Source organism: Paenibacillus sp. V4I7 (genome assembly GCF_030817275.1).
GTDB lineage: Bacteria > Bacillota > Bacilli > Paenibacillales > NBRC-103111 > Paenibacillus_E.
In genome coordinates, this window is the sequence record NZ_JAUSZD010000002.1 from 7,119,323 (window position 1) to 7,138,252 (window position 18,930).

Annotated in this window: 21 protein-coding genes; all 21 read right to left on the reverse strand. The window is 43.2% G+C overall.

All coding sequences use genetic code 11. The features are described 5' to 3' along the window. Positions 1-50 precede the first annotated feature (50 nt). A complete protein-coding gene (gene secA, locus QFZ80_RS33310; RefSeq protein ID WP_307563001.1) occupies positions 51-2,570 on the reverse strand; it encodes a preprotein translocase subunit SecA in 2,520 nt (839 codons plus the stop codon). Between the two features lie 248 nt (positions 2,571-2,818). Continuing rightward, positions 2,819-3,367, reverse strand: a complete 549-nt coding sequence (hpf, locus tag QFZ80_RS33315; protein WP_307551170.1) for a ribosome hibernation-promoting factor, HPF/YfiA family — start codon at positions 3,365-3,367, stop codon at positions 2,819-2,821. Between the two features lie 169 nt (positions 3,368-3,536). After that, positions 3,537-3,734 (reverse strand): cold shock domain-containing protein, encoded by a 198-nt coding sequence (locus QFZ80_RS33320; RefSeq protein WP_047682118.1) that lies wholly within the window; start codon positions 3,732-3,734, stop codon positions 3,537-3,539. Positions 3,735-4,126: 392 nt separating this feature from the next. Further along, on the reverse strand, positions 4,127-4,468 hold the full coding sequence (gene fliT, locus QFZ80_RS33325) for a flagellar protein FliT (RefSeq protein WP_307563003.1): 342 nt from the start codon (positions 4,466-4,468) through the stop codon (positions 4,127-4,129). Beyond that, positions 4,461-4,865: a flagellar export chaperone FliS gene (gene fliS / locus QFZ80_RS33330; protein ID WP_307563005.1), complete on the reverse strand. Its 405-nt coding sequence runs from the start codon at positions 4,863-4,865 to the stop codon at positions 4,461-4,463. The genes fliT and fliS overlap by 8 nt, the downstream gene beginning before the upstream one ends. A 37-nt stretch (positions 4,866-4,902) precedes the next feature. Further along, entirely contained in the window at positions 4,903-6,423 is a 1,521-nt protein-coding gene (gene fliD / locus QFZ80_RS33335) for a flagellar filament capping protein FliD (protein WP_307563007.1), read from the reverse strand. 35 nt (positions 6,424-6,458) lie between these two features. Beyond that, positions 6,459-6,872: a flagellar protein FlaG gene (locus QFZ80_RS33340; RefSeq protein ID WP_307563009.1), complete on the reverse strand. Its 414-nt coding sequence runs from the start codon at positions 6,870-6,872 to the stop codon at positions 6,459-6,461. A 127-nt stretch (positions 6,873-6,999) separates the two neighbouring features. Continuing rightward, positions 7,000-8,247, reverse strand: coding sequence for a flagellin N-terminal helical domain-containing protein (locus tag QFZ80_RS33345; protein WP_307563011.1), 1,248 nt, complete (start codon positions 8,245-8,247; stop codon positions 7,000-7,002). Positions 8,248-8,419: 172 nt separating this feature from the next. Beyond that, positions 8,420-8,650, reverse strand: coding sequence for a carbon storage regulator CsrA (gene csrA, locus QFZ80_RS33350; protein ID WP_307563012.1), 231 nt, complete (start codon positions 8,648-8,650; stop codon positions 8,420-8,422). A gap of 5 nt (positions 8,651-8,655) precedes the next feature. Continuing rightward, positions 8,656-9,111 carry a flagellar assembly protein FliW gene (gene fliW / locus QFZ80_RS33355; protein WP_307563016.1) on the reverse strand — a complete coding sequence of 152 codons (456 nt, stop codon included), beginning with the start codon at positions 9,109-9,111 and terminating at the stop codon, positions 8,656-8,658. Between the two features lie 72 nt (positions 9,112-9,183). Beyond that, the gene (locus tag QFZ80_RS33360) at positions 9,184-9,753 is read right to left on the reverse strand and encodes a DUF6470 family protein (RefSeq protein WP_307563017.1); all 570 of its coding nucleotides are present in this window, start codon (positions 9,751-9,753) and stop codon (positions 9,184-9,186) included. Between the two features lie 23 nt (positions 9,754-9,776). After that, positions 9,777-10,676, reverse strand: a complete 900-nt coding sequence (flgL, locus tag QFZ80_RS33365) for a flagellar hook-associated protein FlgL (protein ID WP_307563019.1) — start codon at positions 10,674-10,676, stop codon at positions 9,777-9,779. Positions 10,677-10,710: 34 nt separating this feature from the next. Further along, positions 10,711-12,159 carry a flagellar hook-associated protein FlgK gene (gene flgK, locus QFZ80_RS33370; RefSeq protein WP_307563021.1) on the reverse strand — a complete coding sequence of 483 codons (1,449 nt, stop codon included), beginning with the start codon at positions 12,157-12,159 and terminating at the stop codon, positions 10,711-10,713. A gap of 45 nt (positions 12,160-12,204) precedes the next feature. Next, positions 12,205-12,702 (reverse strand): flagellar protein FlgN, encoded by a 498-nt coding sequence (locus tag QFZ80_RS33375; protein ID WP_307563023.1) that lies wholly within the window; start codon positions 12,700-12,702, stop codon positions 12,205-12,207. Positions 12,703-12,741: 39 nt separating this feature from the next. Next, the gene (gene flgM, locus QFZ80_RS33380) at positions 12,742-13,014 is read right to left on the reverse strand and encodes a flagellar biosynthesis anti-sigma factor FlgM (RefSeq protein WP_307563024.1); all 273 of its coding nucleotides are present in this window, start codon (positions 13,012-13,014) and stop codon (positions 12,742-12,744) included. Between the two features lie 115 nt (positions 13,015-13,129). After that, positions 13,130-13,552, reverse strand: a complete 423-nt coding sequence (locus QFZ80_RS33385; RefSeq protein WP_307551147.1) for a TIGR03826 family flagellar region protein — start codon at positions 13,550-13,552, stop codon at positions 13,130-13,132. Positions 13,553-13,661: 109 nt separating this feature from the next. Further along, the gene (locus QFZ80_RS33390) at positions 13,662-14,444 is read right to left on the reverse strand and encodes a ComFC family protein (protein WP_307563026.1); all 783 of its coding nucleotides are present in this window, start codon (positions 14,442-14,444) and stop codon (positions 13,662-13,664) included. Beyond that, a complete protein-coding gene (locus QFZ80_RS33395; RefSeq protein WP_307563028.1) occupies positions 14,445-16,451 on the reverse strand; it encodes an ATP-dependent helicase ComFA in 2,007 nt (668 codons plus the stop codon). It abuts the gene before it with no gap. A gap of 46 nt (positions 16,452-16,497) precedes the next feature. Beyond that, complete coding sequence (locus QFZ80_RS33400) at positions 16,498-16,893, reverse strand: hypothetical protein (protein ID WP_307551141.1); 396 nt, start codon at positions 16,891-16,893, stop codon at positions 16,498-16,500. 69 nt (positions 16,894-16,962) lie between these two features. After that, positions 16,963-17,691 carry a response regulator gene (locus QFZ80_RS33405; RefSeq protein ID WP_307563030.1) on the reverse strand — a complete coding sequence of 243 codons (729 nt, stop codon included), beginning with the start codon at positions 17,689-17,691 and terminating at the stop codon, positions 16,963-16,965. After that, on the reverse strand, positions 17,669-18,856 hold the full coding sequence (locus QFZ80_RS33410; RefSeq protein WP_307563032.1) for a sensor histidine kinase: 1,188 nt from the start codon (positions 18,854-18,856) through the stop codon (positions 17,669-17,671). Before QFZ80_RS33410 ends, QFZ80_RS33405 begins: the two co-directional genes overlap by 23 nt. Positions 18,857-18,930: the final 74 nt, after the last annotated feature.

The following is an 18,930-nucleotide window of genomic DNA, read 5'->3' on the forward strand; positions in this document are numbered from 1 at the left end:
TATTCTCTTGTGCCTAGGTTATACAGATCATGGTAGCAAGATAGCAGCGATTAGCTGCCTTGTCCGTGGCACTGCTTGAATTTCTTCCCGCTGCCGCATGGGCATGGGTCGTTGCGTCCAATACGCTGCTCATCGCCGCGCACGAGCGGTTTCTTCCCGCCGGCTTCATTCTTCGTATCCACCGCTTGACCTTCGGCTACGGCTTGACGCTCCAGGTTGCTTTGTACGTGAGCCTTCATAATGTACATCGCGACTTCTTCGCGGATATTCTCAATCATCTCTTGGAACATCTCGAAGCCTTCGAATTGATATTCACGCAGCGGATCTGTTCCGCCGTAAGCACGAAGATGAATACCTTGGCGCAGCTGATCCATGGCATCGATGTGATCCATCCATTTGCTATCTACAGCACGAAGAGCAACGACTTTTTCGAATTCACGCATGAATTCTTCACCAATCTCTGCTTCACGCTCATCATAACGTTTGCTAACGAGATCTTTGATGTAGTCAATAATCTCTTCTTGTTCTTTGCCCCAAATATTTTGATCCGTAATCTGGCCTTCTTCAGTTAAGAAGTTGTTGTTCACGAAGTTAGCCACTTCCTGAAGCTCCCACTCCTCCGGAATTTGTTCCTCCGGACAGTGTGCTTTCACGATGCGTTCGATAACCGCGTTGATCATACCTTCGATGACTTCACGAATATTTTCGGACTCCAGCAGCTCACGGCGCTGTTTATATATAATTTCCCGTTGTTGATTCATGACATCGTCGTATTGAAGAACGACTTTACGAACGTCGAAGTTGTTACCCTCAACGCGTTTTTGGGCCGATTCCACTGCACGTGTGATCAATTTGCTTTCGATCGGTTGATCTTCTTCCATACCGAGGCGGTCCATCATCGCCATGATATTGTCCGCGCCGAAACGTTTCATCAATTCGTCCTCAAGGGAGAGGTAGAACTGTGAAGAACCAGGGTCACCTTGACGGCCTGCGCGTCCACGCAGCTGATTGTCGATCCGTCTGCTTTCATGACGTTCTGTACCTATGATATGCAGTCCGCCTGCTTCATGTACGCCTTCACCGAGCACAATGTCCGTACCGCGGCCCGCCATGTTCGTTGCAATCGTCACAGAGCCAGGTTGACCCGCGCGTGCTACGATTTCAGCTTCTTCTGCATGATACTTCGCATTCAGTACTTTGTGCTGAATGCCTTTCTTTTTGAGCATCTCCGACAATTTCTCAGAATTCTCAATAGACACCGTACCTACAAGAACTGGTTGGTTCAGCTGATGGCGCTCAACAATTTGTTCAACAACCGCCTTGAACTTACCATTCTCTGACTTGTACACCACATCCGGCAAATCCTTACGAATCATCGGACGGTTCGTCGGAACAATGATAACTTCAAGACCGTAAATTTTCTTGAGCTCTTCTTCTTCCGTTTTCGCAGTACCTGTCATACCCGCTAGTTTGCGGTACATCCGGAAATAGTTCTGGAATGTAATTGTCGCCAGCGTCATGCTCTCGTTCTGCACTTGCAGCTGCTCTTTGGCCTCAATGGCTTGGTGCAGCCCATCACTATAACGACGGCCTGTCATAATACGGCCCGTGAATTCATCAACAATCATGACTTCGTCTTCTTGTACCACATAATCCACATCGCGTTTCATAATGAAACGAGCCTTGAGCCCTTGCGTCACGTGATGGTTGATATTCACATTCTGATGATCGAATAAGTTCTCAATGCCGAATGCCCGCTCCGCTTTAGCTACCCCTTCTTCAGTAAGAGCTACGGAACGTACTTTAATATCAATCGTGTAATCCTCTTCTTCTTTCAACTTAGCCACAAAACGGTCAGCCGCATAGTACAAGTCTGTCGACTTAGCAGCCTGTCCCGAAATAATCAACGGCGTTCTCGCCTCATCGACCAAAATGGAGTCAACTTCATCGATAACCGCAAAATAAAGTGGACGCTGAACCATCTGCTCTTTGTAAAGAACCATGTTATCACGCAAGTAATCAAAACCGTATTCGTTATTCGTACCATACGTAATATCACAAGCGTAAGCCGCTTGCTTCTCCTCATGTGACAGGTCGTGGAGATTAACCCCAACTGTCAAACCGAGGAATTCATAGATCTGACCCATCTCGGCGCTATCACGTTGAGCCAAATAGTCATTGACCGTAACTACGTGTACGCCTCTTCCAAGCAAAGCATTCAAATAGACAGGGAGTGTTCCAACGAGCGTTTTCCCTTCCCCTGTTCTCATCTCCGCGATACGGCCTTCGTGAAGCACCATCCCCCCGATGAGCTGAACGTCGTAATGACGTTTACCTAGTACACGTAAACCTGCTTCTCTAACAACAGCAAAAGCTTCCGGTAAAAGATCATCAAGTTCTTCGCCTTTTTCCAGGCGGTTTCTGAACTCAGTTGTCTTGCCTTTTAATTCCTCATCGGACAGCGGCTTAATGCTAGCTTCTAGGTCGTTGATATAATCAACGGCCTTGAGCATCCGTTTAATTTCCCGTTCATTGGAATCACCAAAAATTTTCTTCACTAGTCCTAGCATCGGTGAACCCCTTTCCCTTGCATTCGTATCCTTAAATTGTACCACTTTTGACGGTCTTGCCGCAACAAATGACCATTCTTACATCTGTATAAACCATCCACACTAGGTGAAAAGAGCACGTTTTTACTTATTTTCTATAGTATTGAATCGATGTTCCGATTGCATGCATGAGAAAAAGCTTAATTCGACAGAATCGAATCAAGCTCATTTTTTGTTTTAGGGATGTCTCGAGTTGCTCCGCTTTCTTATTAAACAGCCGGCTCAATCAGACCATACTTACCGTCATCTCGTTTGTAAACTACATTGACTTGATCTGTATCCATGTTCGAAAAAACGAAGAAATTATGGCCTACCATGTTCATTTGTAGAATCGCTTCTTCCACATCCATCGGCTTCAAATCGAAGCGTTTGTTGCGGACCAGTTCAAAGTCATCTTCCTCGTCCAAATAAGTGACAGGCGATGTTTCAACCTTAAATAAATCACGCTTGCCGCCATCTTGGCGAATTTTTCGATTCGTCCTCGTCTTATGCTTACGAATCTGGCGTTCCAACTTGTCCACGACCAAATCGATCGACGCATACATATCATTGTTGCGTTCTTCAGCTCGCAGCAGCACGCCTGTCAGGGGAATACCTACCTCAATCGTTTGTAAACCTTTAACCACACTTAGCTTTACTTGTACATCAGATGTAAGGGGAGCTTCAAAATACCTCTCTAGTCTGTTCAATTTCTTGTCGACATAGTCCCTGAGGGCTTCAGTTACTTCAAGGTGTTCTCCGCGAATGCTAATCATCATAGTTAAACATCTCCCTTCCTTCTTACATTATACTACATTCAACCCCCATCTTCATAATTCCTTTAAATTCCGAGCACACTATTTGCGCAAAAAAACACCCTAGAATAAAGCCCCAGGGTGCCAGTTAGTTCAGTAGATGTATTCAAGCGGCACAAAACGTACCGGAAGCTTATATTCTGCTTACATTAGCGGCTTGTGGTCCACGTGCGCCTTCTACGATGTCAAACTCAACAGCCTGACCTTCGTCTAACGTTTTGAAGCCTTCTGATTGAATCGCTGAGAAATGCACGAATACATCCCCGCCATCTTCACGCTCAATGAAACCATAACCTTTTTCTGCATTAAACCATTTTACTTTACCTTGCATAACGTACACATTCCTTTCGTTTTAAAAAATAATAAAATGTAAGCCCTTACTTTTCGACTATATCACCAGCCCGCTTGACCTGTCAATTTCTAACTTACCATTTGATGAAATATTTTGAAAATTCGGGTATATACAAGCCGTGGATAAGTGCAGAATTTGTAAAAACTTGTCGTATCGGGCTTCTTTACATTTTATCAACAAAGTTATGCACATAATTGTACACATTATCCACAGGTTGTGGGGAGAGAATTTTGGATAAGTTGGGTTCATTGTGGTTGGTTTATGCACAAATGGGGTTAGGCGGGATGGATTGTCCACAGGTTTTAGCCGAAACTTAGAAAAACTGCAAAAAATAAAAACCTCTTGCCGCGGCAAAAGGTTTGGGGGAGCATCTATTTTTTTCGATCAAAAAAGTAACTTTCATTATCAAATGCGTTGTCATACGCATTCTTTTGAGTCTTACCGTTATCAATCTTCGCTAATTGCTCGCGAGCTTCATCTCGGAATTGTGTGAGCTTCTGGACGAAAATCGGATCCGCACCAAGGATTGCTTGAATGCGTTCCTTGTACGTCATCGTGTTCTGTGCCGGTACAGCCAACGTAGCATCAATTATTGCCTGCATTAACGTACCACGCTGCTCCATATACTCAGCGAGTCTCTCCGCATCCATCATAGCCAGCTCAGCTAGTGCTTGTTGCGTTCGTTGCTCCAGCTCTGTAACCAACTCATCCATGGGAAGCTCCAACAGGTGCTGCAGTGATCCCTTTCGCTTGCAGCGCAGCTTGCATCCATGTTTCTTTCAACTGAATCAGAAATCCTAATACTTCTTCAGCCGGCTCCGCGGATTTTTTCATATTCGCCTCAATAAGACGGTGATTGAAATACTCGTATAATCTTAGTAAATCACTAGCAATCGAGGCATTACGATCAATCGTGATGGAAAATTCGCTAATAATATCTTGTACCTTGACTAGGTTGGTGTTAGCGTCTTGGTAGTTCGTATTTTTCAAAGCCTCAACACCCGCACGGCAAAACCGGATCGCCCCATCACATAGCATAATTAACAATTGCGCTGGAGTAGCTGTCTGAACTGTATTTTCCATGTATTTATTGCGTTGAGCTTGAATCATAATGATATCCCCCTAGTTAATACTTCTAAATCTCATTCTAACTAAACTGTGAGGCGAGTGACGAACTCTGTGCATTCAATTGGGTAATATACTTTTCCATCGCCGTAAATTGTTTGTAGTATCGTGTTTGTAACGTGTCTAGACGCAAGGTCATACTATTTATGCGAGTATCGATATTACTCATATTTTTTCCTATAACAGAGTTAAGATCTATGCCCGAGCTAGCCCCAGCTTTAGACGTGATGGTTTTCATTAATGCATTTGCTCGATCATACAAGCGTGTTGCTAATCCATCGCCCAAATCGGAAGCAGCATTCTTATCATCTGCATTAAATAGTGCCATAACTTCATTGGGTTTTTCCGTAATGGCTTTTTTTAGCTTGGCTTCATCTATATATATTTTGCCTTTATCCATATAGTTACCCGTTGTAATGCCAATTTCGGATAAACTCTTTGCAGTACCAATCGGCAAGCCCTGGGTAATTGTGGAAAAGGATGTCCGCATGTTATTAATACCACTTGAAAGCAAGTCGTCATTATGCAACATTCCGCTCTTTGCTTTTTCTTCCCACGCTTTAATCTGATCTTCTTTCATCTCAGAACGCTGTTCGTCGGTTAATGGAGTAAAACCCTTATATCTCTTTTCATCCATCTTCGAATTTATGGTAGTAATTAACTCGTTATATTTATCAACAAAGGACTTAATGTTATTAAATGTTGTGTCGAGATCCCGTGTGGTTGTAAGAGTTGCTACACCCAAATTTTTGGCAGTAATATTCATACCATTAAAGGTGAAGTTGTTGGAATCATAATATGCTACCATGTTAGGATCATCATTAACCATAACTTTTGCCTTATCCCCAGTTATGGTAAGCGTAGAGGTCTCAGTGACAGGGTCAAATACACTAGTTAATCCAAATACTTTATTCAACCAGTCACCTGGATTACCTGGATCTGCAGTTTGATCTCCCTCCATCTTTAAGGTGAAGTCCCCGGTAACACCTGTACTGGAAGATGTGAAAAAGAAACTCTTGAGATTCGTGTCGTAGTTCATGCTAACGCCAGTTACACCAGTTTTAGCATTCACCTGTGATACCACACTTGCTATCGTATCTGTTGCCTTAAGATTTAAAGTGACAGAACCTGTTTTGCCGCTTATTGTAAAATTCGCTGGTTCTGTTAGGCCTATAAGTGCACTATCACTAGTTGCACCACTCGGAGGCGTAGAGTAAACTTGTGCCGCTTTAGCAAGGTTTAGAATTTCCAATTTATGCGTTCCCTCAGCTGCTACTGATGTTGAAGTAGCTGTCAAAACATGCTCAGCTGAAGAGGTAGCTTTCTTACTCAGATATGATGACTCCAATTTCATATTAAAAGCTGCACTACGGAAGTCCATGATTTTAGAATTCATGGCTCGATACTCATCTCGCTGCCATTCAAGAGTCTGCTTCTTTTGTTTTAATTTATCTTGAGGCATACGAGCTGCCTTCATTAACTTACTTACAGTATCATCAATATCGATTCCAGTCCCTGAGAATCCATTCAAACGCATGACCATTGGTGACCCACCATCCCTCATTTATTAATCGCTAATTACCTACGCTCATCGACAAGGATTCCAGCCATTTCCCATAGTTTGGCAACAAAATCCAAGCTCTTCTCTGGCGGGATTTCACGGATCGTTTCCCCCGTGGTTTTATCTAGTACTTTCACTGAAATAAGCTTCGTTTTCTCATGGATAGAGAATTCCAAAGAAGTGGATTTTCCCTCCATCGCTTTAATCGCATGTTCAAGAGCTTTGACGACCTGAGCATCACTAATTGTAACAGTATTCCCTTGAAGCTCTGCTTGCTTAAGATCGTAGGTGTTATTGATTCGAGATGTCACATACTCACCCACAGCTACAGGGTTTGTCTCCTCGGCTTTTTGTGGCTTAGCCACCGACTCTATAGGCTTATCCGATCCTGATAAACCGCCTATTCCACTTAAAGAATTATTAATACTCACTTTAATAACCTCCTACCGAAGTTAACTATATACTCTTATTATCGGCAATAGAGTAGGATAGTGTTAGCTAATTTTTTAGAAAAAAAAAGGCCCTAGAACATTCCTAGGACCATCTCTAAACATTAAATTAACGAAGCAATTGAAGTACACCTTGTGGCTGTTGGTTAGCTTGAGCCAACATTGCTTGAGCAGCTTGAGCAAGAATTGAGTTCTTAGTTTGGGTCATCATTTCTTTCGCCATGTCTACGTCACGTACACGAGACTCAGCAGCTGTTAAGTTTTCAGAAGAAGTATTCAAGTTATTGATCGTGTGTTCTAAACGGTTTTGAACAGCACCTAATTTTGATCGTTCTGTTGAAACATTTTCAATTGCGTTATTAATTGAAGTAATTGATCCTGATGCCTTTTCTCTTGAAGAGATATCTGCGCCATTAATAGTGAATTTATCCCCATCTGCAAATGCAGCTGTTTGACCTACATCAGTCATTACAATAGGAGCAGCAAGAGTTTTACCGTTTAACGATGTAATACTAGCACCAGTCAGTGCACCAACTATTTGTCCATCTTTTAATAGATCAGTACCTTTAATTTCATAATTCCCTGCAGATAATTCTTTAGCAGGAGCACCTAAAGCTTGCTTTAATTCGGCTTTCCCATTTGCGATTGTAAAAGTTGCACCAGCAGCTGGGTCATTTGTAAATGTAATGACAGCTGTTCCAGCAGCATCTTCAATGTCAGCACCGTTAACTTGACCTACAATATTACCATCAGCATCTTTAACGTCTGTACCATTAGCATCTACAGTATAAATACCATCTTTAAGAGTATTAGCTGCTAGTACAGCAGTATTTTCAACAGTGGCACTCGAAGTCAATCCAAGTGCTTGAGCACCCATTTTATTTACAGATAGATTAAGTGATTGACTTTCATTTGCACCAATTTGGAATGTGCCTTTGAAAGAACCATCTAGAAGTTTTTGAGTATTAAACTCAGTTGTAGTTGAAATTCTATCAATTTCAGTTGTTAATTGGTTCAATTCATCTTGTAGTTTTGTACGGTCGCCACCTGTATTCGTATCGTTAGCTGATTGAACAGCAAGCTCACGCATACGTTGCAGGATGTCATGAGTTTCGTTCAATGCACCCTCAGCAGTTTGGATCAATGAAATAGCATCTTGTGAGTTTTTAGAAGCCATATCCAAACCACGAATTTGTCCACGCATTTTTTCGGAGATTGCTAGACCAGCAGCGTCATCACCTGCACGGTTGATACGAAGACCTGAAGATAATTTCTCCATGGATTTACCTTGTGCAGTAGATGCACTGTTCAACTGACGGTGTGTGTTCAAAGCTGCGATATTGTGATTAATTCTCATTTTTCTTCCTCCTGAAGGTCGTTTGATCCACGTCCATGTGGATGTTATTTTAGGGTTTTAAGTAGGTCGGCCGTCCTAACTTATTGCCTCATGATATATATATCGTCAGTACTATTCTAATAGTTTATAGCAAAATCAAAAAAAATGTCGATTCATCATCGACATTTTTTTCCTACTTTATTTTATTGAATAATAAACTAATATTTGCAGGACTCACCGTATGTTTAGATGCATCCATATTTGCTTCTTTGATCTGAAGGAATACCTCTTTTCGGTACACTTCAACATTCTTGGGCGCATTAATACCTATTCGAATTGTATCGCCGTCCGTACTAAGAATAACAATTTCTATTTGGTCCCCGATCATGATGGACTCACCTTTTTTCCTTGCCAGTACCAACATTCCCGTCACCCCTCATCTTTCATGGTTTCCAGCGGATTATTGATAATAATCTCGTGCTTCACCTGATAGTTAGAGTCATGTAATATCACTTGTTTGGCTAGACACTTCTTCGTATTCATGACAATAGGAGCTAGAAGATTAGTGGTTATCTTCGAATTCCCATTACTCACTGTAACAACCGTATAAAGTTGTACGTCCGTCGCCTGCTCAATCAGTAACTCTTCCTGTACAGAGTCTGGAAGACTGATTTCGTAGTCTTTAAAGAACAGGAAAGGGTCTACGACCAAGAAAGAAAGCTCCGGCTGCTGAATGGACTGTAAGTAGGAAAAGGGTAGGCTATCTGCAGGCTGTACTAACATAAACTGTGTACAAGCTTCAAAACCAGGAATACCACCCGGAAATGTCATGGTGTCTGCTTCTACAACTTCAAGTTCCCCAAAAAACAATGTCTGTACGATCATGAATGACATCTCTCCTTAGTCTATATATACGAAAAGAAGCTATAGAAAAATCTATAGCTTGATTATACAGTTTTAAGTTTTAAAATCAATTTGGGGTGGTATATACTCAACTTTAGCGTACTGTCGCACATAAATGTCTAATTTTCCTCGATTATACGTAATTTCAGGCTGATTTATCTGTGCATTCACATTGATTTTACCCTCTATTACATTAATTTCGGCTTTAAATGGTGTATACGTAATATCTACGTTGTCGAAAGATGCCTCGCCATAGTAATCGAATTCTGGATGTTCAAATGTTAACTGTTTGGCAATATCAGCAATGGGGTTCCCATGCAAGTGAATCGCAGCCATGCGATTCCCGTTTTCTACAATTCGGGCGATTCCTTGCAGAGCAACATCTTTGCTTTGGGTGTAAATTCTAGACATTGCCTCTAAAATCGGTCCCATACCCAGTGCATCCCATGCCCGACTTTGATCAATCTGTAAATCTCCTGGCTCCTGATGTATCTCTAGTTGAGGGCGATCAGTCTTCATCTCGTAGGTTGCCTTCGGCTGCCTAATATCCTGTGTTCCTAAATCAGCATCAATTCCTATGAGGGCAGGTTGCTGACGGATTTGAAGTTGTGGAATACTCGACAATTCAGCCCCCTCCTAACTTTACATTAACGTAAGAAATCAACTAATGTCGGAACAATTACTTTGGAGCCTGCTGATAAGGAGGCTTGGTAAACATTTTCCTCCATTTTAAGGTTGGTAATAACGATCGACATATCTGCATCTTCCGTCTTAGATTGCAAGCTCTGTAGATTGATACCTATGTCACGGAGGCGCTCTTCGGCTAATTGAATGCGGTTGGTCTTGGCGCCAATGTCAGAACGTGCTCCGATTATCTTCGTCATTCTCTGATCAATAGTCGTAATTGACTCTGCAATTAAATTACTGTCTCCAGCGGTTAATGCAGCTGAAAGATCCTTAAGCATCTGAAACGCGTTGTCCTTATCGCCAGATTTCCCGAAAATGTCAGTTGCTGTCTTATTCATAGCAATCTGCACCCCTGCACCGATCTCGAACTTGATCTCTCCGTTATCAGTAACAGCATTCTCAGGATTATTCGGATCAGGAAACGGGGCCTTGTCTGTAATTTGTCCATTAAAGACATATTTCCCATTAAATTGACTGTTTCCTATAGTCGTTAGTTGGTTGTATAGCTGATCAACTTCAATTTTAATGGCATCCAGGGAATCCCTCGAATTTGTACTATTAGCAGCCTGTACAGTTAGTTCCCGACCCCTTTGCAGTACTTCACCTATCTGGCTTAATGCTGTTTCACTATAATCTAGGAAAGACACCGTAGCATCGACATTTCGTTGGTATTGATCATTGGCGGCTAATTCACTACGATAACGCATTGAGAAACTAATCCCTACCGGATCGTCAGAAGGCTTATTGATTCTGCGACCTGTCGATAACTGATTCTGTAAATTGTCCATGCGACTCATATTCCCATTAATATTGCGCAATAATTGAGTATTTAACATGCCTTGCGTAACGCGAAGCGGCATTCGTTTCACCTCATATCAAATTTGTATTAAGCTATTATCTGCCTACCGTACCCATTGAATTAATGACTTTATCGAGCATCTCATCAAACGTTGTCAAAGAGCGTGCAGCCGCATTGTATGCATGTTGGTATTTAATCATATCTGCCATCTCTTCATCTATAGACACACCGCTTACTGATTGTCGTCTTGCATCCACCTGGTCTACAAGAATCTTCTGATTTGACGTTTGACGCTGTGCTTCTTGCGTCTGAACCCCGATTTCCGATACAACTGCACGAAGGAATTCATCGAACGTTCCGCCGTTGAGGATAATTTTGGTAACGCCGGAACCATCGAAATTGTATTTCGTATTCTTAATGTTAGCTAATTTCAGTGCGAATTCATTATTCCCTTTGACCACACGTTCGACACCACTCGCGTCCGTATACGTTCTTGCCGAAGCAGCAATATTCTCTACATTATCCGTAATATTGCTACTTACTTTCATTGTCAGTGCTGCGTTACTAAAATCAGTACTAGGTGCAAAAAAATCTCCGCCTTTCTTAGGCGGTGTGTCCTGCAATGTGTATCCTTGTTTATGCATATCATTGACCGAAGTTACAATTGTGGTAACCATCGAATTCAATTGATTCTTATATTCAGTGACATATCTTTCATTTGATAACTTAAGTCCAAACAATTGCCCGCTGTTTAGATCCCCTTGGTAGGCTGAGTCCACAAGATCCACGGTAAAATTCGTCGGTGTACTTCCCACTACCAAATCCTGATTTCCCATCCTTATATGATATCCGCGTGACTCTTCTTGAACCGTCACATTAATGACTTTAGATAGTCCGTCAACCAATAGATCTCGTTGATCACGAAGATCATTTGCATTGTTACCTAATCCTTCAACTCGGAATATTTCATTATTTAAATTTGCAATCTGTTTCAGGACTGAATTCACTTCGGTTGACTTAACAGAAATATTATCACTCAAGTCAGATGCAAGATCGTTGAGCTGTTTAGCGGCATGATTGAAAGCATCTGTTAACGCAATTGCACTTTCTTTGACAACTGCGCGCGTTTCCATATTATCCGGTTGCTTGCCCAACTCCTGCCAAGAGTTCCAAAAATTATCCAGAACCTGACGAAGCCCCGTATCCGACGGCTCGTTGATGATCGCTTCTAACTTCTCTAATGTATCTTGACGAACAGACCATTCTCCGAAACTTTTGTTCTCATTCGCAAATTGCTTATCAAGAAAAGCCTCACGTATGCGCTTTACTTCTGTGAACTCAACCCCTTGACCCATTTGCCCTGGGAGGGTGGAGCGGTTTAAACTCAAAGCTTCGATGGGTTCAGCTGCAACCATTTTGACAACCTGACGTGAAAAGCCCGGCGTGTTCGCATTAGCTACGTTATGTCCAGCCGTTGTTAGTGCAGCTTGCTGTGTAAGGATCCCCCGCTTGGATATTTCAATTCCGCCAAAAGTCGATCTCATGGTTTCCCTCTCCTATGCCCTACTTGGGTATTCTGAATATAGCCGCTATCCTCTTCTATCAAACATCCCTAATCGATTTCCACTTTTAGCCTGATTAGGATTCCTATAGACCATATCATCCTCTGGCGCACCAATGACCAAATCGAGTGAATAATTGATAAAAGCCAAGGACTGTTCAATTAACTGCTGATTAATGACGTTGCTTTCTTTTAATTCCTCTATGGTAACAAGCAGCTTTTGTTGAGCTTCCATTAGCGCTTGTTTCTCTTCTGCCTTAAAAATAACCTTAATCAAATCACTAACCGTTATTTTGGGATTAGGATTATAACCTCTAGATATCAAGTAAGAGCCGATGATTTGAATCCGTTGTTGATTCGCTTCTGTAATCGCCCTAACCCATTTATTCTCCCGATTAACAATCATATTGAGTTGATCGATATCGTTGCTAACAAGAATCTCCGTTTTCCCCTTTGCAAGTTCAAGCAGAGCTTCATGCGCTTCCTGAAGTTTATCCATCGTTTCCAACAAGGGCTGTATCGACATGATCGTCACCTGCTTCTATCTGTTGTGTACGCTATTTTCTTACTTCAAGTAAGGAAGGATTTTCTCAGCTAATTTACCTGCATCCACACGATAAGTCCCAGCCGCGACGGACGACTTCAATTGTTCAATACGAAGCGTTTGTTCTTCCGTTCGGGCACTTCCCGAAGCTCCTAGAAGTTCCTTTGCCTCAGCAGAAATTTCGACTTGATCCTTAGGCTTACCTTTCTTGCCGGCAGCATGAGCGAAAGTGGCGTCGCCTGCTTTTTTATAAGGATTTACTGCACCGATCCGTTGATTGTCATTAATTTTCATACGATAACACTCCTATTACTGAGACATATAAAATAAAAAGCCGATAATCTTTACCACTATTATCGGCATCTTACCTATGAAACTTTATATCTCTATAGTCCTATTTAGAGAATAGTTAATGTCTATCATTCAAACGATCTTTGATTTTAAAACTAACTTGACTTTCCTTTGCTACTTTTTCCGTTTTACGCCGCTCATCCTCTGCATTATTCCTTACATCCTTCACAAGCTTGCTGCGGCAAGCTTCACAAATCGTGTTCTCACGAATCAGCGTTCCGCATACTTCACACGGAAAAGACATATTCGGCGCATGCATAATAGAGATTCGGCCATCACGGATAAATTTAGTGATCTGTTTAACCGCTACCCCTGTTGCCTCACTTAAATCATTTATGGTGGTACCTTTGTTTTCACGCAGGTATTTCAAGCATTTCTCATACTGCTGCTCCAAATCCTTCACACAATTCGGGCAAACCTCGTTAAAGCCTTTAACGAATATTTTCCCGCAGCGCGGACAATTAGCTACATTCATGCCCATTGTATAGCCCCCTCCTATTATTCCCATCACCCAATTATTAATTCCAGTTTACAGTAATTCGACAGCGTTTGCACAATAATATTTTTGACAGATGTGGTGACAATTCCTGCTACCGCGCCCACGTTAGACCGAATACTTCGGCAGATATGTACTCCCTGAGAACCTTGGCACATTGATTCATAGTGCTTCCAGTCGTATAAACATCATCCACGATATAAATAACAAACGAAGTAGCCGAAGATTCTTCTAAATAATTATAAATCGACTCATTCACCTCAAAAACATGCTCCAAATCGTCCAGCCGTTCATTCCTCTTCTTGAAGCTTTGTTTATCTGTGTGCTTGGAACGCTTAAGAAGGGGTATGACAGGGATCCCTATTCTATGACCAAGTTCAACTGCCATCTGCTCCGCTTGATTAAAACCACGTTCCAGCATTCTGCGCTCGCTCACTGGCACGAAAGTGATAAACTCCTTCACAGAATCGGATTCTGAGGGAAAAGTGTCTCTATCCTTATGTAATAAGTGATAAGAATGTACAAGCATCTTCCCGAGGACCGTCTTCAAACGCTCATCTCCACGATACTTATATCGCGCCAATAATTCCTTCATCGTTTCATCATATCTGACAGCGCTACGGCTTCTTATAAAATAGGAATGCGGCCTTCGTTGACAGTCTGAGCAAAATTCCCCTCGTCCACAAGTTGGACAAAGCGCTTCTCGAATCCAAGGAATTCGTGTGTAACACGAATGGCAAAGTCCTAATTCATCAACACGGAGAGTGCTATTCTGTTTGCAAAGTAAACATTCTTTTTTCAGCGGACTAAGCAGCGAAGCTACCGAACCCATCACTTTTTTAATCAAAATCCTCAAATTCATTTGCTGATAGCTCATTCATTTCCCCCTTAATAAATAGCCCTGTTTACGTGCGATGCGATTCATCTGCTTAATTTTTCGAATTGCCTCCTTTTGAAATTGCGTGATTTCTTTTGCTGCAAAATAGACCTTCCCTGCCGGATCGTCCTGCGACCTGCCTGCACGCCCAGCCATCTGAACGAGCGCTGCTTCATCAAATAGTTTCGAATCGGCATCCATAATGAACACATCAGACTTTGGCACCGTGACTCCTCGCTCCAAAATCGTTGTTGTGACCAGCACACGGATTTCTCTGTTTCGAAAAAGCTGGACCTTTTCAGTTCTAGCAAGATCTTTGGATGAGGTTCCTTCGATACACAAACTAGCTTCACTCATGCCATGACTTAATTTAGACCTTAGAAGATTAACCATTGGCTCGACCAACTGAATGTTGGGGACAAAAACAAACACCTGCGCACCTCGTTCCACCGAGGCCACCAGCTTAGCAAATAATGAACTCGGCATTATTTGTGACTGGACTATTTTCCTCAGAGGTGGGACCGAAACCAGCTGAGGAACTGGCAATGGGTGCCTGTGAAAGCGTACCGGCACTCGAACATGCGGTAATCTCCCCCGCTTTGCGGCCTGCCTTACAGCCCTCGGCGGTGTAGCCGAAAGCAAAATATTCGTTCCGCTTGCTTTGCAGACTTTAGCCGCTGCATAGGCAAGCATGGGATTGTTATGGTAGGGAAAAGCATCAATCTCATCGATAATGACAAGATCAAAAGCCTCCTGAAAGCGCAGCAGCTGATGCGTTGTCGCGATTGTAATCTGCCCTTGCTCCCAGCGCTGCTCGCTTCCACCATACAGCGTCACCACGCTGTAATCGGCAAATGCGCGGCATATTCGTGGTTGCAGCTCTAACACCACGTCCTTACGTGGTGTCGCGATAAGCACACGCCCTCCTCTCGCAACGGTGTGATGGATCAACGGAAAGATCATCTCCGTCTTCCCCGCACCTGTAACTGCCCAGATCAAGAACCTTCGCGGGAATTGGTGGTTCACTTTTGCTTTTACTTCTGCATCAGCTCCCGCTCTTTCGCTGCCTTTCCTCGCTCTGCTCCCTGGCCAACCTACTCTTCTATAACCAGTCCGTTTCTCCCTCGAGCCCTCAACACCATTCCCGCATATATAGCGCAGCCCCTCCAACGAAGCCCTAGCCTGGGCCTCACTGAGCCCCCAAGGCTCAATATAAGCGCGAAGCTGCTCTTCCTGTTCTTCCCTCTCTCGATCTTCCACGCCACCTTGCCCCACCCGGGACCCCGTCGGCGCAACCTCCCTCGAGTGCCCAATAACTAGCAAAGAACAAAACCGAGCCCTCCCCATGGTCAGGCACTCCTCACAATAAGGACAGGCTTGTCCGCAATGCAAGCAAGCCGACCAAAACATGCGCTTCGCACCACTTCCACACCGTTTACAGGTGTAGCTCGTCGTCTTTCTAAACCCCTGGCGCCAATCTCGGCGCTCGATCACTTCTAGTCCATTCCTCACCTCAACATCACCATTGAGATGAGCAAGCTGCAGATAGGATAGCCACTCATTTCCTGTCCCTAAATCTACCCCAACCGTCACCAACAGTTGTTGAAATTCCTCTACAAGCAGCGACCGACCGCTGCAAGCTTCCACAATAATGGCATATACATACGCATCCAACGTGTTACTTGGATACTTCCCTTGCTTCCACACCTCATATTTAATCTTTTGCATACGAAGATCTTCACCAATAGGGATATTGTATTCATGCATAAGCTGCCGAAGCCGCTCCAGCACTCTCTCGTCATGCGATTCAAACGCCAACTGATTTTCCACATTCAGCCCCTGAAGCATCCGCACACCCTGCCCTAACGAAATAAAAGGTTCGAACACTACGAGGCCGGCGTCGGCTGCGTATTGCTCGAACCAATATTGGATGTCCGTCTGTGAGTGAATCGTTAATCGCCACTCCCACTCTTTTCCCAAACAAACTGCATAAAGTTGAACCTTCATTCCTCACCTTACTCTCATTGTAACTAAGTACTTGAAACCGTTGCCTTCAACCGACATGGATCTTCACTAGATCCTCCCTGCTGCTTAGATGAACGACAGTCACGGGTTCACTATCATGTTGACGTAAATAGTGGTCAACCGCGTCATAATCCGTCAGATACCGAAGCTCTAGCAAATGGCTATGGGATAAGCGCTCAATGATTTTCCTCGTATCGTCGGAAGATCCTTCATCGAATATCGTTGCTTTCACTTCGTTGCCCTTAAAACGCGAGAAGAAAAACAAGGAGCGAATATACCATTCAATTTGGTTTTGATTATTTTTGGTGACGAGCAGCACATTAGCCGTTTTCTTGCTTCCACCTCTGCGAGTGCCGAGCAATAAATGGAGCACAGCAATGCTGATTCCGTAGCAACCTAAGATCCAAAGCAATCCAATCCACATAGCGGGTCCCTCCCTTACCTGCAGTGTATGCTGCAAAGTTAAGGGGGGTTCCTCTCGTGAAAATGGAGATTACAACGTTACCCAACCATTTTTAATTGCTATAATAACAGCTTGTGTACGATCATCAACTTCCATTTTTTGGAGGATGCTGCTGACGTGGTTTTTCACCGTTTTTTCACTGATATAGAGGAACTCTCCGATCAGCTTATTGCTTTTTTTACCTTCCGCCATCAGACGAAGAACTTCTGCTTCTCGCTTGGTTAGCGGACTATTTGTATTATGTATGTATTTAAGAGCTGAATCTTTGACGCCTTGGCCGGAACCAACTACACCCACATCATCCAAATAGGTCATACGTCTGAGCTGATTAATCAGCTTGCCAGTAACCTTAGGGTGAATGTAAGCATGACCAGCCACTACGGAACGAATCGCATTAATGAGCGACTCCGCTTCCATATCTTTCAGCAAATAACCTGAAGCCCCCTTACGAAGAGTTTCGAACACGTAGCTCTCATCATCATGGATGGATAAAATGATTACTTTGATATCGGGAAAAATAAGCTTAAGCCGTTCAGTCGCCACAACGCCGTTCTCGAGCGGCATATTAATATCCATGAGAACAATATCCGGCGTGATTTGATTGCACAGCTCGATAACCTGGATACCATCACCGCACTCACCGATGACTTCCATATCATCTTCCATATTAATAATTCGTTTAACACCTTCACGAAACAGCTGATGATCGTCCGCAATGACAATATGCACATTGCGTTTATGACTCGCCGTGTTGTCCATTCTGTTTTTCCTCCTTGTTCTCTCCAACGCCGCCGATAGGGATTAGCATCGTAATTTTTGTACCTGAATCTTTTTCGGACTCTAGAACCATCGTGCCCTCCAGAAGCTCGACACGCTCACGCATGCCCAGCAAGCCGAAATTATTTCCCTTGGCTATTCTTTGTTCTGTCTGCGGCACGTCAAAACCGATCCCGTTATCTACCACGTAGATTTGCACTTGATCCGGCTCCAGTGTGAGTTCAACAGATAGGAAAGTAGCTTTTGCATGCTTATTTACATTAGATAAAGCTTCCTGCACAAGTCGGAAAATAGCAATTTCAAGCCCAGACGGAATGCGAGTCTCCTTGCCTACGAGATTAAACTGTGTGCGAATTCTATGCTTATCTTCGAAATCCTGTACATATTTACGCAGTGTCGGAACGATTCCTAGATCATCGAGAGCCATCGGACGGAGGTTGAAGATGATCTTACGAACTTCTTCAAGCCCCCCTCTGACTTGACCCTTCAAATCTACCAATTCTTCCTTCACCGCGGGAATATCCTCTTTTACCAGCATACGCTGGGCAATTTCAGTTCGAAGCACTACATTCGCCAAGGTTTGAGCCATACCATCGTGAATTTCACGCGCAATACGCTTCCGTTCTTCCTCTTGGGCCAAAATAATCTTCAAACCGAGTAATTGCCTGTTCTTGGCGGATTCGAGTATACGAGTCACCTGATTGAGGTCGCCCGATAAATATTCCAGTACCACATTCATTTGCGATACGATTGTTTCTGCTCGCTCCACCTGCTTGTCCACATTTTTCGTGCGTACCTGCAGATCATTGCGCCGAGTCTTTAGATTATTTTCTTTTTCCCTAGCAATTGTCAGCTGTAATTGAAAAGCAATCGCGGCTTCATAAGCAATCTTGATATCTTCCTCACGATACTTGTTGAAATCACGACTGACCTCCGTAAGTCGAATACGAGATCGCTTGTAATCCTTCTCCAAATTGTCAACCAGCTCGATGGTAACACTCGTTTCGTACTTAATCTCTTCGAGCTCGCGAGTGAGTGACTCTTTTTCCACACGAGAAGCTTCAGCGATTTCAAACATTTGGTACTTGCTGCTCTCCATGACGTTAATTGCGTTTTTAATGACACGATCTATAGCGTCTGGCTGCAAATGAAACGAGCTCCTTTATAAAACAATATTAGAAATTAGTCTACCCCATATTGTATCATAGTTTTACCCGTTTG

What these genes read in the sequence shown, in the direction of transcription:
- secA (WP_307563001.1), bottom strand. Translation starts at nt 2,570, where the DNA reads ATGCTAGGACTAGTGAAGAAAATTTTTGGTGATTCCAATGAACGGGAA.
- hpf (WP_307551170.1), bottom strand. Translation starts at nt 3,367, where the DNA reads ATGATGATTAGCATTCGCGGAGAACACCTTGAAGTAACTGAAGCCCTC.
- QFZ80_RS33320 (WP_047682118.1), bottom strand. Translation starts at nt 3,734, where the DNA reads ATGCAAGGTAAAGTAAAATGGTTTAATGCAGAAAAAGGTTATGGTTTC.
- fliT (WP_307563003.1), bottom strand. Translation starts at nt 4,468, where the DNA reads ATGGATGAGTTGGTTACAGAGCTGGAGCAACGAACGCAACAAGCACTA.
- fliS (WP_307563005.1), bottom strand. Translation starts at nt 4,865, where the DNA reads ATGATTCAAGCTCAACGCAATAAATACATGGAAAATACAGTTCAGACA.
- fliD (WP_307563007.1), bottom strand. Translation starts at nt 6,423, where the DNA reads ATGGTCATGCGTTTGAATGGATTCTCAGGGACTGGAATCGATATTGAT.
- QFZ80_RS33345 (WP_307563011.1), bottom strand. Translation starts at nt 8,247, where the DNA reads ATGAGAATTAATCACAATATCGCAGCTTTGAACACACACCGTCAGTTG.
- csrA (WP_307563012.1), bottom strand. Translation starts at nt 8,650, where the DNA reads ATGTTGGTACTGGCAAGGAAAAAAGGTGAGTCCATCATGATCGGGGAC.
- fliW (WP_307563016.1), bottom strand. Translation starts at nt 9,111, where the DNA reads ATGATCGTACAGACATTGTTTTTTGGGGAACTTGAAGTTGTAGAAGCA.
- flgL (WP_307563019.1), bottom strand. Translation starts at nt 10,676, where the DNA reads ATGCCGCTTCGCGTTACGCAAGGCATGTTAAATACTCAATTATTGCGC.
- flgK (WP_307563021.1), bottom strand. Translation starts at nt 12,159, where the DNA reads ATGAGATCGACTTTTGGCGGAATTGAAATATCCAAGCGGGGGATCCTT.
- QFZ80_RS33375 (WP_307563023.1), bottom strand. Translation starts at nt 12,702, where the DNA reads ATGTCGATACAGCCCTTGTTGGAAACGATGGATAAACTTCAGGAAGCG.
- flgM (WP_307563024.1), bottom strand. Translation starts at nt 13,014, where the DNA reads ATGAAAATTAATGACAATCAACGGATCGGTGCAGTAAATCCTTATAAA.
- QFZ80_RS33385 (WP_307551147.1), bottom strand. Translation starts at nt 13,552, where the DNA reads ATGGGCATGAATGTAGCTAATTGTCCGCGCTGCGGGAAAATATTCGTT.
- QFZ80_RS33390 (WP_307563026.1), bottom strand. Translation starts at nt 14,444, where the DNA reads ATGAGCTATCAGCAAATGAATTTGAGGATTTTGATTAAAAAAGTGATG.
- QFZ80_RS33395 (WP_307563028.1), bottom strand. Translation starts at nt 16,451, where the DNA reads ATGAAGGTTCAACTTTATGCAGTTTGTTTGGGAAAAGAGTGGGAGTGG.
- QFZ80_RS33400 (WP_307551141.1), bottom strand. Translation starts at nt 16,893, where the DNA reads ATGTGGATTGGATTGCTTTGGATCTTAGGTTGCTACGGAATCAGCATT.
- QFZ80_RS33405 (WP_307563030.1), bottom strand. Translation starts at nt 17,691, where the DNA reads ATGGACAACACGGCGAGTCATAAACGCAATGTGCATATTGTCATTGCG.